Source organism: Alteriqipengyuania halimionae, from assembly GCF_009827575.1.
Lineage (GTDB): Bacteria > Pseudomonadota > Alphaproteobacteria > Sphingomonadales > Sphingomonadaceae > Alteriqipengyuania_A > Alteriqipengyuania_A halimionae.
Genome location: NZ_WTYR01000001.1, coordinates 2,580,628 through 2,594,583, shown reverse-complemented (window position 1 = coordinate 2,594,583; position 13,956 = coordinate 2,580,628). Strand labels below are relative to the sequence as shown.

Sequence of the window (13,956 nt, the reverse complement as noted above, 5' to 3'; positions counted from 1 at the left end):
TCAGGCTTCTATGATCGGCGGCTAGCCCTGCGGCTGGTCGCCGATTTTTTCGCCCGCAGCGCGCGCACGTTCGACGACACTCGCGCCGGCCGCCGGGACAAGCTTCAGCGCCGCGAAGAGCAATGCGAGCCCGAACGGTACCGCGATGAGCGTCGACAGGACGCCCAGCGACAGATCGTCGCCATTCACCGCCGACACATACCCCGCCATGAACGGGCCGAGCCCCAGCCCCAACAGCGTGGTAGAGAGGAAGAACGTCGCCGTTGCCAGTCCGCGCATCCGCGGCAGAACCAGCGCTTGACTCGAGGCCGCAGCCGCTCCAAGCGCCGCGGCGCTGAGCATCTGGGCAAAGAAGCTCGCGATGTAGAACACCGGCAGGCTGTCGGTCGTATAGGCGATCCAGATCGCGGGGATCGGGAAGATCAGGCCGAACAGGACGACCCAGATGCGTCCGTCGGCGCGGCGTTCGAGCAGGTAGTCGGCGATACGGCCGCCGAGGATCACGCCAAGAAAGCCCGCCACCGCCGACGGCGCGCCGAGGAACCAGCCGAGGGACGACTTGTCCGCGCCAAGGGCACGCTCGGCATAGGGCGCGCCCCAATAGCTCGCCGAATAGGCCATGAACGCGACCATCCCGTAGCCCAGCACCACGCACAGGAAAGCGGGCGAGCCCCAGGTCAGTCGGAAGGTCGGCAGATCGCGGGCCTTGAGGCCCATCGCCCAGCTGAACACCGCGTAGTAGCCGACGCCGAGGAACAGCCACTGGTCCGAGAACCACTGCGAAAGGAACGGGAAATTGGCGCTCGCGGGCACGACCTTGCTAAGCACGAAAGCGAGCAGGGCGAAGCCGACAAGGCCCGCCAGATTGATCGCGAGCGCGCCCATGCCGCGACCGGCGGCGCCGAAGATCGTGAATGGCGGAATGACCTGGAACAATTCGCGCAGGAAGCCCCGGAAAGGTTCGGGATCCTCGGGCGTCGGAAGGCCGTCGATCTCCCCGCGTACGGGTTCCCTGAGCGTCAGCACCCAGATCGCCAGCAACAGGCCCGGAAGCCCTACGCCCACGAATGCCGCCTGCCATCCGGCAAGGCCCAGCGGCCCGCCATCGGGATAGGCCGCATTCCAGTTTTCGACGATCAGCCCGCCGATCAGCAGCGAGATACCGCCGCCGATATAGAGGCCGGACGAATAGATCGACAGCGCGGTGGCGCGCAGGCGGGCCGGAAACCAGTCCGAAATCAGCGAATAGGCGGCCGGGCTGGCAGTCGCTTCGCCCACCCCCACGCCGATCCGCGCGACGGTCAGCGTCGCGGCATTCTTGGCGAAGCCCGAAAGCGCGGTCATGGTCGACCACAGCGCGAGGCCCAGCGCCATCAATCTGGTGCGCTTCCAGCTGTCGGCCAGCTTGCCGAGCGGAATGCCGAACAGCGCGTAGAACACCGCAAATGCGGTGCCGTAGAGGAAGCCGAGATAATCGTCTTCGACCTGCAGGTCGGCCTTGATGTCGTTGGCAAGGATCGAGAGGATCTGCCGGTCGATGAAGTTCAGCACATAGACCAGAACCAGCACGCCGAGCGCATACCAGCTATAGGCCGGAACCTTGGTCGGCGCCGTGGCAGGCGTGGTCGCCTCTGCCATGGCAGGGTCGCGAATTTCATCGGCCAATCTGTCTCTCCCCGTCCGTCGCCCTTCAGGCGGCGTAGTCGGTTGTATCGATTACACCGGCTTCGTCCATCCCCGCTTTGCGCAATCGGCAGGAATCGCATTCGCCGCAAGCGCTGCCATCGGGCTGCGGATCGTAGCACGACCAGCTCATCGCCGGGTCGAGGCCGAGCCGCGCAGCCTCGGCGGCGATCTGCGCCTTGGTGAGGTCCTGCAGCGGCGCGTGGATGGTGAATTGGTTGCCCTGGTCACCCGCCTTGGTGGCGATTTGCGCGAGGTTCTGGAATCCGGCGATGAATTCGGGGCGGCAATCGGGATAGCCCGAGTAATCGAGCGCATTGACGCCGATATAGATATCGCGCGCGCCCAGTGCCTCGGCCCAGCTCAGCGCCAACGAGAGAAACAGCAGGTTGCGCGCGGGCACATAGGTGACCGGAATGTCGTCGCCGACCCCGGTCTTGGGCACATCGATATCGGCGGTCAGCGCCGATCCGCCGAACAGGCGCATATCGAGCGGCACCACCTGGTGATCCTCGATGGCAAGATTGGCCGCGATCGCGCGCGCCGATTCGATCTCGATCCGGTGTCGCTGGCCGTAATCGACCGTCAACGCGTGGACGGTACGGTCGGCTTCGCGCGCGAGCCCGGCGCAGACCATCGAATCGAGGCCGCCCGAAAGCAGGACGACGGCGTGATCTCCGGAAGTTTGTTCGGCCTGTTCGCTCATGCGGTCAGCGCTAATGCGCGACACGCCGCTTTGCAATCAGCCCAGCGTCGCCGGATCGATCGCAAAACGTTTCGCGCAGAAAGCGCAATCGACCCCGATCGCTCCGTCATCGTCGACCATTTCGGCCCGCTCCGCTTCGGGGAAACGCACAAGCACGCTGCGATAATGCTCCACCGTGCAGCGGCATCCACGCGTCAGCCGGGCGCCTTGTTCGACGCGCACCTCGTCTTCTTCGTGGAACAGGCGCCACAGCAGCGCTTCCTGCGAGATCGCCTGATCGAGCAGTTCGCCATGGCTCAGGCTGCCCGCCATCACGGCGACATGTTCCCATTCGGGATGATCGAGGCGGACATGCAGGCGTTCGCGTCCTTCCTCGCCTTCGGGCAGATGCTGGACGAGGAACCCGCCCGCCACGCAGCCCACCGCGCCTGACCGGATCGCCACGCGAACCAGTGTCGGCAATTGCTCCGACTGGCGGAAATAGGCTTGGCAGGCTTCGGCAAGCGAATCACCCTCCAGCGGGACGATCCCTTGGTAGCGTTTCTTGGGCTTGCCGACTTCGAAGGTGATCGCGAGATAACCTTCGCCGAACAGCGCTCCGAGCGAGGGATTGGCGCCCAGCGCCGCGACACGATCGCCATCGTGATCGACATAGCCCCGCAATTCGCCATCGCGATAGTCGCAGACCAGCAAGCCGACGGGACCGCCGCGCGTCTGCGCCTGCATCGTCAGCTGGTCGCCCTCGTCCTTGAGCAGCGAACCCATCAGCGCGGTCAGCGTCAGCGCTTCGGCGAGCAGATGGGTGATCGGTGCGGGATAGGCATGCGCGGCAAGGATTTCGTCAAGCACAGGGCCAAGCCGCACCATGCGCCCTCGCGCGTGGCGGTCGGGAATGGTGAAGGAGAGGACTTGATCGTAACCGGTTTCGTCGTCGTGTTCTGGCATGGCCCCGATATAGGGATCAGATCTGGCCAAAGCACCAGCGCAAGACGGATTTTTGCGCGTGGATGCGGTTCTCGGCCTCGTCGAATACCACCGATTGCGAACCCTCGAACACCTCTTCGCTGACTTCGTCGCCGACATGGGCCGGAAGGCAATGAAGGAACACGGCATCGGATTTCGCATGCCGCATCAGCGCAGCATCGACCCGATATGGTTCCATCGCCGCGAGCTTTGCCTCGGCATGCTCCTGCCCCATCGAGATCCAGGTGTCGGTCACCAGCACATCGGCGCCCTTGGCCGCTTGAGCGGCGTCCTGGGTCAGCGTGACAGTCGATCCGCCCTGACGCGCGAGTTCGACGAATTCAGCCTCGGGCTCGTATCCCTTGGGCGTCGCAATGCGCACGTTGAACTTCATCAGCCCGGCCGCTTCAAGCACCGAGTGAAGCACATTGTTGCCATCGCCGAACCATGCGAGTTCGAGCCCCGGCAACGCCTTGCCGTGCTCGACCAGCGTCAGCAGATCGGCGACGATCTGGCACGGATGCGAACGGTCGGTGAGACCGTTGATGACCGGTACATGGGCGTAATGCGCCATTTCCTCGATCTTCGCGTGATCGTCGGTCCGCAGCATGATCGCGTCTGCCATCCGGCTGAGCACGCGCGCCGTGTCGGCAATCGATTCGCCGCGCCCAAGCTGGCTCGATGCGTTGTCGAGCACGAAGGCGCTGCCTCCGAGCTGGCGCATCGCGACATCGAAACTGACTCGGGTCCGGGTCGAGTTCTTCTCGAACACCATGGCGAGCACATGCCCGTCGAGCGGGGCGTCGCGATCAGGCTTGGCCTTGGGCCAGCCCTGCCGCTCGGCCTTGCGATCCACCGCATCGCCGATCATCGCGGCGATCGCATCGCCGCCGGCATCCGACAGATCGAGGAACGAGCGGACCACGGGAGCGAGATCGAGCGGTTTGTCGGCCATCAGTCTGTCGGAATCTCGTAGCTCGCCGCGCCGGCCGAGAGCTTGTCGAAAAACTCGTCGATCTCCGTATCACCCACGACCAGCGGCGGCAGCACGCGCAGCGTCTGATCGCCCGCGGCCACGGTCAGCAACTGGTGATTGTCGCGCAGGTGCTGGAAGAACGGACGGCTTTCGACCTTCATGCGCACGCCCAGCATCAGCCCGCGCCCGCGAACGAAATCGAACAGTTCGGGATAATTGCCGATGAACTGTTCGAGCCGGCTGCGAATCCGCTCGCCCTTCTCGCGCACGCTCGCGAGGAATTCGTCATTGGCGACCGCTTCCATCACCGCCATGCCCGCAGCCATCGCCAGCGGGTTGCCGCCATAGGTCGAGCCATGGGTGCCGAAAGTCATGCCGCGCGCAGCCTTTTCGGTCGCGAGGCAGGCGCCGAGCGGGAAACCGCCGCCGATGCCCTTGGCCGTGGCGAGCACGTCGGGTTCTATCCCGTACTGCTCATAGGCATAGAGCGTGCCGGTGCGGGCGACCCCGCACTGCACTTCGTCGAGCACCAACATGAGGTCGTGCTCGTCGCACAGCGCGCGAAGGCCCTGCAGGAATTCGTCCGACGCGGGGCGGATGCCGCCTTCGCCCTGGATCGGCTCGACGAGGAAGCCCGCCGTGTGCGGCCCGATCTGCGCCTTGGCGCTTTCGAGATCGTCGAACTCGGCATATTTGAACCCGCCGAGCAGCGGCATGAAGCCCTTGTGCATCTTCTCCTGATTCGACGCGCTGATCGTCGCCATCGTGCGCCCGTGGAAGGCGTTCTTGAAGGTGATGAGTTCGTAACGCTCTTCGTTCCCGGCATGCTGGTGATAGGCGCGCGCGGTCTTGATCGCGGTTTCGACCGCTTCGGCGCCCGAATTGGTGAAGAAAACCGTATCGGCAAAAGTGTGGTCGATCAGTTCCTGCGCCAGCGCTTCGCCCTGCGGGCTGCCATACAGGTTCGAAACGTGCATCAGCTTGGCCGCCTGGCGCTGGATCGCGCCGATCAGGCCTTCATGGCTGTGGCCGAGCAGGTTCACCGCGATGCCGCTGGCGAAATCGAGGTAGCGGGTGCCGTCCTCGTCGATCAGGTGGCAATTGTCGCCTTCGACAGGGCGCACGCCGCAGCGGGGATAGACGGGCATCAGCGGGGTGATCGACATGGCGGAACCTCAATATTTGGAAACAGCGAAACGACAAATGGCGGCCCCGAAGAGCCGCCATTTGCCGCGTTAGATTGTCATTCCCGCCCGGTCAAACGAGCGGAGAAGGAGCGTTCGGTCAGTCCTGAACGGGCACCAGATTGACTGCCGAGTACTTGCCTCGTCGGTCGACCTCGATGTCGAACTCGTAACGCTCGCCTTCGTCGATGCCCGAAAGGCCCGAACGCTCGACCGCGCTGATATGCACGAAAGCATCGGGCTGGCCGTCATCGCGCGTGAGGAAGCCAAAGCCCTTCATCGAATTGAAGAACTTGACCGTACCGGTCGCCTTCTCACCCGTCAGCTGGCGACGCGGCGCTTCGTCACGTCCACCCCCTTCAGGGGCGCCGCGCGATTCGACCGGGATCACATCGCCGACGATCTGGAGATCGGCCGCCGATACTTTCCCGCCGCGATCGACGAGGTTGAATTCGAGTTCCTGCCCTTCGGCCAGGCCTTCGAGGCCGGCACGCTCGACCGCGCTGATGTGCACGAACACATCGTCGCCGCCTTCGTCCCGCTGGATGAAGCCGAAGCCCTTTTGCGAGTTGAAGAACTTGACCGTGCCTTTGCCGGTGCCAACGACTTGGGCGGGCATGCCGCCGCCACGCGGGCCACCGCCACCGCCACCGCCGCGGAAACCACCGCCGCCACCGCCGCCGCCGAAGCCGCCGCGATCACCGCCACGGTCGTTGAAACCGCCGCCACCGCCGCGATCCTGCCAGCCGCCACCGCCGCCGCCGTAGCCGCCGCGATCGCCACCGCCGCGATAGCCACCGCCACCGCCGCCACCGCCGCCGCCGCCACCGCCGAAATCTCCGCCGCCGCCGAAGGGATCGAAACCTTCTTCGCCGATGTTGTCTCGTTTGTCGCGACCCCGTCCGCGACGACCTTTATCGTAACCCATTAAATTATCACGCCTTCGTTCTGCCCGGAAACTCACGACGCCGCCCCCGGGCAAGACGCGGCGCGTATCGGGCAAAGTCACCTAGTCAGCGTAACCTTCCCCCCAATCACCTTGTGCATAACTTATCGCAGACGAGAATCCCACAGGAATTCGCAGATTGCCTCCTGAGAGGCGTAAACGTTGCAAATCTGCCGATCCAGCGCAGCAATCTTGCGGGAATGGTTGATGGCTCGCGCCCGCGCTATAGCGATCGGCACCATCTACGATTCGCACCATCGAGGCACCTATGAGCAAGTTCCGCCCCCTGTCCGCCACCGTGTTCGTCAGCCCGCAGATTGCCCCCGCCGATATAGCAGAGGCGAAGGCGCAAGGCGTGACGCTGGTGATCAACAACCGCCCCGATGGCGAAGAAGCGGGCCAGGTGCCCGGCGCCGAGATCGAGGCAGCGGCGAAAACCTTGGGCCTCGACTGCGTCGCGATCCCGATCGCCAGCTCCTTCGACGCGGCGAGCGTAGATGCCATGCGAAACGCGCTGGCAGACAATGCGGGCAAAACGCTCGCCTATTGTCGCAGCGGCACCCGCTCGGCCCATCTGTGGGCGCTGGCCCAGGCACGCGATGGCGTGCCACTCGATACGGTCAAGCAGGCCGGGGCCGATGCCGGTTACGACCTCTCGCGGGTCGATGGCCTGCTTGGCCAGCTCGGCTGATCAGCGACGGTAATCGAGCGGCGGATCGCGATCGCCCAGCAGCGACCGGTATTCATAGCCCTCGCCGCGCGCGGCATCGAACTCGGCCCGTGCGGCGGCGCGCAGTTCGGGGTCGGTGAACAGCTCGGCGGCCATCAGCGCCAGCGTCTTGGCCGCGACCTGCGCACCTTTCACGCCGATCGACGAGCCCGACGCCGCGACCGCCTGCCAGCTATGCGCACTGGTGCCCGGCACCCAGGTCGCCGTGCGCAGACCGACCGTCGGGGTGGCCCAGGACACATCGCCGACATCAGTCGATCCGTAGCCGAGCGACTTTTCGTAGGGCTGAATCTCGTCCGCCGTTTCGAGCGGCGGCGCCGCGTCACCGAAGCTTTCCTGGATGGTCGCCGCCCAGGCGCGTTCCTCGGGCGTGTACTCCACCCCGCCGACTTGGCGCAGCTTGGCATCCATGGCCTTCGCCAGCGTTTCATTGACGAGCAGCGGGTTGTTGCCGTGGATGATTTCCCATTCGACTTCGGTGCCGGTGCCGAGCGCCGCGCCACGCGCCACATCCTCCAACCGCGACCACAGCGCGCGCACCTCGTCCGCATCCGAATGGCGGACATAGTAGAACACTTCGGCTGCATCGGGGACGACATTGGGCGCCGATCCACCCTCCGTGATCACGTAGTGGATGCGCGTATCCATGCTGGTGTGCTCGCGCATCATATTCACCATCATATTCATCGCCTCGACCCCGTCGAGCGCGCTGCGCCCGCGCTCGGGTGCGGCAGCGGCGTGGGCCGAGACACCGCGGAACCGGAACTTGGCCGAACGATTGGCAAGGCTGGTGCTGGCTGCCGCGCTGTTTTCATCCCCGGCATGCCAGTGCAGCGCGATGTCGACATCGTCGAACAGACCGGCGCGCGCCATATAGACCTTGCCCGATCCGCCTTCCTCGGCCGGCGTGCCATAGAGCCGGATCCGGCCCGGCGTGCCGGTCGCCTCGAGCCATTGCGCAGTCGCGATCGCGGCGGTCAGCGAACCGGCCCCGAAAAGATTGTGGCCGCAGGCATGCCCGGCGGCGAGACCGGACGGGTCGCGCGTGGGCGCAGCGGTCTGACTGATGCCGGGTAGCGCGTCGTATTCGGCCAGGATAGCGATCACCGGGCCATCCGAGCCCCATTCGGCGACGAACGCGGTGGGAATTCCTGCGACGCCCACCTCGACGCGGAATCCTGCATCGCGCAGTTCGGCCTTGAGCAGATCGGACGAGCGCTCTTCCTGATACCCGACCTCGGCCCATTCCCAGATCCGGGTCGCGACATCCTCGGTCCGGTCGTATTGCGCCGCAACCAGTGCAGCCGGATCGGGGGCGGCTTCCTGCGCCACTGCGGTAGCAGGAAGGGTCATGGCGGCGGCCGCGAGGGCAAGCAGTCTCATCGATCGTTTCTCCCGTTTCCATCCCTACCTGCCCGACCGGCGGGCACTTGGAAAGAGCCCGCGAATGCGGCATTACGGCGGTGTGGAGATCCCTGCCGCCCTGTTTCAATTCCTCGGTTCGCTCGCCGCGATCATCGCGGTGGCCTGGCTCGTGCGCAAAATGAAGCTCGGCCCTCCGGTGCGGATCGCGGATGAAGACCATGCGCGCGAATTGGCGGAGGAACAGCTCGACGGGTATGAACCGGTGAAGATTGCTGTCGATCGGGCGGGCTATGGCGCGATCATGCGTGATGGCGACGGACGGATCATGGTGCTGAAACCGCATGGCGCGCATGTCGCGGGCCGCATCCTCACCAGCCATGCAAGCTGCCGGTTGGACCGCAACCAGCTTACCCTCGGCACGGCGGACAAGCGCTTCGGCTCGGTCACGCTCGATCTGGGCAACGATCGTGAAAACGGCGCCGCGCACTGGGCCGCTAGCCTGCGTCGGCTATAATATCGATAGAGATGGCGCCCGATATAAACCCGACCGAACTCGCCGTGCCAGGCTTCGTCGCGCTGGTGCTGTTCGAGATGGTGTGGGCGTGGAAGAAGCACCCCGAAAGCTACGAGCCTCGCGACACGCTCACCAGCCTGTCATTCGGGCTCGGTAGCACGGTCGCCGGACTGCTGACGGGCGGTATTTTCCTCGCGCTGTATCTCGCTCTGTGGGAATTCCGGCTGTTCGATATCGGCTGGGCCTGGTGGGCGTGGATCGCATGCTTCGTGCTCGACGACCTGGCCTATTACTGGATCCATCGCACCGGCCATCGCGTGCGTTGGTTCTGGGCCAGCCACGTGAACCACCATTCCTCGCAGCATTACAACCTGTCGACCGCGCTGCGGCAGACCTGGACGGGGTTCCTCACGCTGGGCTTCGCGTTCAAGCTGCCGCTCGTCCTGATCGGTTTCCATCCGGCGATGATCGTTGTCTGCGCCGGGTTCAACCTGATCTACCAGTTCTGGATCCACACCGAAGCGATCGGCAGGATGCCGCGCTGGTTCGAGGCGGTGATGAACACGCCGAGCCACCACCGGGTCCACCACGCGACCAATCCGCGCTATCTCGATCGCAATTATGCCGGTGTCTTCATCGTGTGGGACAAGATGTTCGGCACGTTCGAGGAGGAGCGGCCCGACGAAGAGAAAATCCGCTACGGCATCGTCAAGCAGCTGGGCAGCTTCAACCTGCTATGGGCGGTGTTCCACGAATGGTCGGGTATGATCGACGACATTCGCCGCGCGCCTTGGAAATACAAACTGTCCTACCTGCTGCGCCCGCCCGGCTGGACGCATGATAGCACCCGCGAGACCAGCGAGCAGATCCGCGCGCGCTGGGAAGATCGGCGCAATTCGCGCCCCGATGCCGACAAGGCCGTTGCCGACTCTTAATCGCGCGCTTAACTCTCTTCTCCGGGAGAAGAGAACATGGATGCATTTGATATCGTCGTCGTGGGCGGCGGGAGCGGCGGGAGCGCGGTTGCCGGGAGGCTGGCAGAAGATCGCACCCGCACCGTCTGCCTGCTCGAAGCGGGCCCTCGAAACAATGACTGGCGCGTGCGCACACCGGGGATGATGCCGTTTCTGCGCGGCAGCCAGAACTATCGCTATGAGACCGTACCGCAGAAGGGCCTGAACGGACGCAGCGGCTACCAGCCGCGCGGTCGCGGACTCGGCGGGTCCTCGGCGATCAACGCGATGATCTATATCCGCGGCAACCGGTGGGACTACGACAATTGGGCCGCGCTCGGTTGCGACGGGTGGAGTTATGACGATGTCCTGCCCTGGTTCAAACGCAGCGAGCACAATGTTCGCGGCGCCGACGAATTCCACGGTGGCAGCGGCCCGTTATGGGTATCGGACCAGCTTTGGCCCAACCCCGCGAGCCGGCATTTCGTCGAAGCTGCGGAATCGCTGCAATTGCCCACCACACGCGATTTCAACGATGATCGGCAGGCCGGTTTCGGCATCTACCAGGTCACCCAGAAACATGGCGAGCGCTGGTCGGCGAGCCGCGCCTATATCGAACCCAAGCGCGGGCAGGACAATCTGGATATTCGCAGCGGCGTGCTGGTTGAAAAGCTCGTGATCGAAGACGGCCGCGTCACCGGCGTGCAGATCAAGCGCGGATTCAGGCGCGAGGTGATCAAGGCCCGCGGCGGTGTGGTGCTGAGCGCGGGTGCGTTCAATTCGCCGCAGATCCTGATGCTGTCGGGTATCGGCCCGGCCGACCATTTGCGTGAACACGGGATCGATGTGGTCGACGATCGTCCTGCGGTCGGCTCCGACTTGCAGGACCATATCGATTACGTGTCGAGCTGGGAGACCGACAGCCGCATCCCGATTGGCGATTCACGCGAAGGCAGCATGCGCATGCTCAAGGGCATGCTCGAACATCGCCGCCACCAGACCGGGGTGATGACCACGCCCTATGCCGAAAGCGGCGGGTTCTGGACGGTGATGGACGGTGCGCCCGCACCCGATGTCCAATGGCATTTCGTACCCGCTATGCTGGAAGATCACGGGCGCGAGAAGGTGAAGGGCCACGGATTTTCGCTCCATGCGTGTGTGCTGCGCCCCGAAAGCCGGGGCACGGTGCGCCTCGCGTCCAATCGCGCGAAGGACGCGCCGGCGATCGACCCCAATTTCCTCGCCGAAGAACGTGACATGGAAACACTGCGCGCGGGTGTGCGACTGTCGCACCGGATCGTCGAAGGCGAAGCGCTGCAACGCTATCGCCCGCGTAATCGTCACCCGGTCGATTTGAACGACGATGCTGCGCTGGACGAGATGATCCGCAGCCGCGCGGACACGGTCTATCACCCGGTCGGCACCTGCCGAATGGGCGCGGATGCTGACAGTGTGGTCGATCCGAAATTGAAGGCGCGCGGGGTCGACGGGCTCTGGATTGCCGACGCATCGATCATGCCGCGCCTGATCTCGGGCAACACCAACGCGCCGTGCATGATGATTGGCGAGCGCTGCGCGGAGTTTGTGGCGCTAGCGCTCAATTGATCACCCGCCCACTCACTCGAGGGACGGGTTATCGCAATTCGATTTCGGCCACGATCGGCAGGTGATCGGAAGCTTTCGCCGACAGCTCGCTCAGGTGGACATGGGTCGAGCGGCAAGCCCATTCGTGCGAAACCACGATTCGGTCGAGGCAGGCGATCGGGCGGCGGGTGGGAAAGCTCGGCCCGGTCTGGCAGACATGCCATGGGCCTTCGAATTCCTGCATCGCGCCCGAGCGATCGCCCCACTGGTTGAAATCGCCCATCAGCACGGCGGGCGGATCGCCATCGCTATCGGCGAGGTGGTTGAGCACGGTGCGGATCTGCTTGCGACGCCGCAGTCCCGACAAGTCGAGATGCATGCCGATCACGCGCATGACATGCCCCCGGATCACGCAATCGACCCTCACCGCGCCGCGCGGTTCGAGCGTCGGCAGTTCGACATTATGGACATTGGCGGTGGGGCAGTGCGTGCGCACCAGGATCGCATTGCCGTGCCAGCCCATGCTGGGCGAATCGGGATTGCAATCGACGGGCTTCCACCCGGCCTCTTCGAGTGCCGCTTCGGACAGGATCGCCTCGCGCCGTCCGAAACGCTTGTCGACCTCCTGCAACGCGAAGACATCGGCATCGATTTCTTTAAGCACTGCGAGGATGCGCGCCGTATCGCGGCGGCGGTCGATCCCCACCCCCTTGTGAATGTTCCAGCTCGCAACGCGCAGCGTCATGCCCGACCGTCTAGCGCAGAGTGGCGCATGCTGCCTAGCGCTCCTTCGTCGCCGAGAAGGTCAGTTCGGGATGCTTTTCCTGCTGGTAGTTCACGTCCCACGCGCTCTTGGCCATGAAGACGAGATCGCCATCGCGGTCACGCGCGAGATTGGCGCGGTTGAAGCCTTCGAAGGTTTCGATCTCCGCTTGGGGGCCCTTGATCCAGCGCGCGGTATCGAACGGCGCGGCTTCCAGTCCAGCATCGACCTTGTACTCCGCCGCCAGCCTTGAAACGAGCACGTCGAGCTGGAGCTGGCCGACCACGCCGACGATATGCTGCGCGCCAAGTTCGGGATAGAATACTTGGATCACGCCTTCTTCGGAAAGATCGTCGAGCGCTTTGCGAAGCTGCTTGGTCTTGGTCGGGTCCTTCAGCTGGACGCGGCGCAGGATTTCGGGCGCGAAATTGGGCAGGCCGGTGAAGCGGACCTTGTCCTTCTCGCTCAGCGTATCGCCAACCCGAAGCGTTCCGTGGTTGGGAATGCCGATGATGTCCCCCGCCTCGGCGGTATCGGCGATCTCGCGATCCTGGGCGAAGAACATGATCGGCGAATGCACCGCGATCGGTTTGCCCAGCCCGGAAGGGGTCAGCTTCATCCCGCGTTTGAAGGTACCGCTGGCCATGCGCATGAAAGCGATCCGGTCGCGGTGGTTGGGGTCCATATTGGCCTGGACCTTGAAGATGAAGCCGGTGACTTCGTCCTGCTCGGGATCGACCTTGTCGTCGCCCGCCGGCTGGGGCCGCGGCGGCGGGGCATGTTTCGCCAGCGCCTCGATCAGCTCGGTGACACCGAAATTCTTGAGCGCCGATCCGAAATAGACCGGCGTCAGATCGCCATTGCGATAGGCGTCGAGATCGAATTCGGGATAGCCGATCTGCGCCAGCTCGATCTCCTCGGCAAAACGGTCGGGGATTGACGGATCGCAATCGCGCGTGCCGAGAAATTCCTTCGACGGGCCTTCGGGCCGCGCGACGCACCCGGTCGCGAAATCCAGCACCCCTTCGAATTCCCCGCCCATGCCGACCGGATAGGCTTGCGGGCTCACATCGAGCGCGAGCATGTCGGCAATCTCGTCGAGCAATTCGAACACCGGCCGTCCTTCGCGATCGACCTTGTTGACGAAGGTGATAATCGGAACCGAACGCAACCGGCAGACTTCGAACAGCTTGCGGGTCTGCGGCTCGATGCCTTTCGCGGCGTCGATCACCATCACCGCCGAATCGACCGCGGTCAGCGTGCGATAGGTATCTTCGGAGAAATCCTCGTGCCCCGGCGTGTCGAGCAGGTTGAACGTCACCCCGTCCCGCTCGAAGGTCATCACGCTCGAGGTAACCGAGATCCCGCGCTGCTGCTCGATCTTCATCCAGTCCGATCGGGCGCGGCGCGCCTGCCCGCGGGCCTTGACCTCGCCGGCAAGGTGGATCGCCCCGCCTTGCAGCAGGAGCTTTTCCGTCAGCGTAGTCTTACCCGCGTCGGGGTGGGAAATGATCGCGAAGGTACGGCGGTTGGACATGCCGCGCCGCCTAGCGGTCGCGGGCCGTCAAGACCAGAGTGAATGGGCGCGG

13 protein-coding genes are annotated in these 13,956 nt (G+C 64.5%); 4 read left to right on the top strand and 9 right to left on the bottom strand.

Annotated features, from left to right (window positions below; genetic code table 11):
- Positions 1 to 21: 21 nt before the first annotated feature.
- The 6 genes from GRI68_RS12510 to GRI68_RS13980 all read right to left on the bottom strand — a co-directional run bounded on the left by GRI68_RS12510 (position 22) and on the right by GRI68_RS13980 (position 6,440).
- Positions 22 to 1,638, bottom strand: a complete 1,617-nt coding sequence (locus GRI68_RS12510; RefSeq protein ID WP_160617983.1) for an MFS transporter — start codon at positions 1,636 to 1,638, stop codon at positions 22 to 24.
- A gap of 52 nt (positions 1,639 to 1,690) precedes the next feature.
- On the bottom strand, positions 1,691 to 2,389 hold the full coding sequence (queC, locus tag GRI68_RS12505) for a 7-cyano-7-deazaguanine synthase QueC (protein ID WP_160617585.1): 699 nt from the start codon (positions 2,387 to 2,389) through the stop codon (positions 1,691 to 1,693).
- A gap of 36 nt (positions 2,390 to 2,425) precedes the next feature.
- Positions 2,426 to 3,334 (bottom strand): Hsp33 family molecular chaperone HslO, encoded by a 909-nt coding sequence (hslO, locus tag GRI68_RS12500; RefSeq protein ID WP_160617584.1) that lies wholly within the window; start codon positions 3,332 to 3,334, stop codon positions 2,426 to 2,428.
- A 16-nt stretch (positions 3,335 to 3,350) separates the two neighbouring features.
- On the bottom strand, positions 3,351 to 4,307 hold the full coding sequence (gene argF, locus GRI68_RS12495; protein WP_199799762.1) for an ornithine carbamoyltransferase: 957 nt from the start codon (positions 4,305 to 4,307) through the stop codon (positions 3,351 to 3,353).
- The gene (locus GRI68_RS12490) at positions 4,307 to 5,494 is read right to left on the bottom strand and encodes an aspartate aminotransferase family protein (protein WP_160617583.1); all 1,188 of its coding nucleotides are present in this window, start codon (positions 5,492 to 5,494) and stop codon (positions 4,307 to 4,309) included. The genes argF and GRI68_RS12490 overlap by 1 nt, the downstream gene beginning before the upstream one ends.
- 118 nt (positions 5,495 to 5,612) lie before the next feature.
- The gene (locus GRI68_RS13980) at positions 5,613 to 6,440 is read right to left on the bottom strand and encodes a cold-shock protein (protein ID WP_160617582.1); all 828 of its coding nucleotides are present in this window, start codon (positions 6,438 to 6,440) and stop codon (positions 5,613 to 5,615) included.
- A gap of 286 nt (positions 6,441 to 6,726) precedes the next feature.
- Between GRI68_RS13980 and GRI68_RS12480 the strand changes: the two genes are divergently transcribed.
- Positions 6,727 to 7,149, top strand: a complete 423-nt coding sequence (locus GRI68_RS12480; RefSeq protein WP_160617581.1) for a TIGR01244 family sulfur transferase — start codon at positions 6,727 to 6,729, stop codon at positions 7,147 to 7,149.
- Here the strand turns inward: GRI68_RS12480 and GRI68_RS12475 are convergent, their stop codons facing one another.
- Positions 7,150 to 8,541 carry an amidohydrolase gene (locus GRI68_RS12475; RefSeq protein ID WP_234028799.1) on the bottom strand — a complete coding sequence of 464 codons (1,392 nt, stop codon included), beginning with the start codon at positions 8,539 to 8,541 and terminating at the stop codon, positions 7,150 to 7,152.
- Here GRI68_RS12475 and GRI68_RS12470 point away from each other — a divergent pair.
- Genes GRI68_RS12470 through GRI68_RS12460 form a run of 3 tightly spaced genes read left to right on the top strand, consistent with a single transcriptional unit; the run spans position 8,540 to position 11,625 of the window.
- Complete coding sequence (locus GRI68_RS12470; RefSeq protein ID WP_234028798.1) at positions 8,540 to 9,067, top strand: hypothetical protein; 528 nt, start codon at positions 8,540 to 8,542, stop codon at positions 9,065 to 9,067. The genes GRI68_RS12475 and GRI68_RS12470 overlap by 2 nt on opposite strands.
- 11 nt (positions 9,068 to 9,078) lie before the next feature.
- On the top strand, positions 9,079 to 10,002 hold the full coding sequence (locus GRI68_RS12465; protein ID WP_160617578.1) for a sterol desaturase family protein: 924 nt from the start codon (positions 9,079 to 9,081) through the stop codon (positions 10,000 to 10,002).
- A gap of 36 nt (positions 10,003 to 10,038) precedes the next feature.
- A complete protein-coding gene (locus tag GRI68_RS12460) occupies positions 10,039 to 11,625 on the top strand; it encodes a GMC family oxidoreductase (RefSeq protein ID WP_160617577.1) in 1,587 nt (528 codons plus the stop codon).
- 28 nt (positions 11,626 to 11,653) lie between these two features.
- Here the strand turns inward: GRI68_RS12460 and GRI68_RS12455 are convergent, their stop codons facing one another.
- Both GRI68_RS12455 and GRI68_RS12450 read right to left on the bottom strand, forming a co-directional pair.
- Positions 11,654 to 12,349 carry an endonuclease/exonuclease/phosphatase family protein gene (locus GRI68_RS12455; protein WP_160617576.1) on the bottom strand — a complete coding sequence of 232 codons (696 nt, stop codon included), beginning with the start codon at positions 12,347 to 12,349 and terminating at the stop codon, positions 11,654 to 11,656.
- Positions 12,350 to 12,383: 34 nt separating this feature from the next.
- Positions 12,384 to 13,904, bottom strand: a complete 1,521-nt coding sequence (locus tag GRI68_RS12450; protein WP_160617575.1) for a peptide chain release factor 3 — start codon at positions 13,902 to 13,904, stop codon at positions 12,384 to 12,386.
- Positions 13,905 to 13,956: the final 52 nt, after the last annotated feature.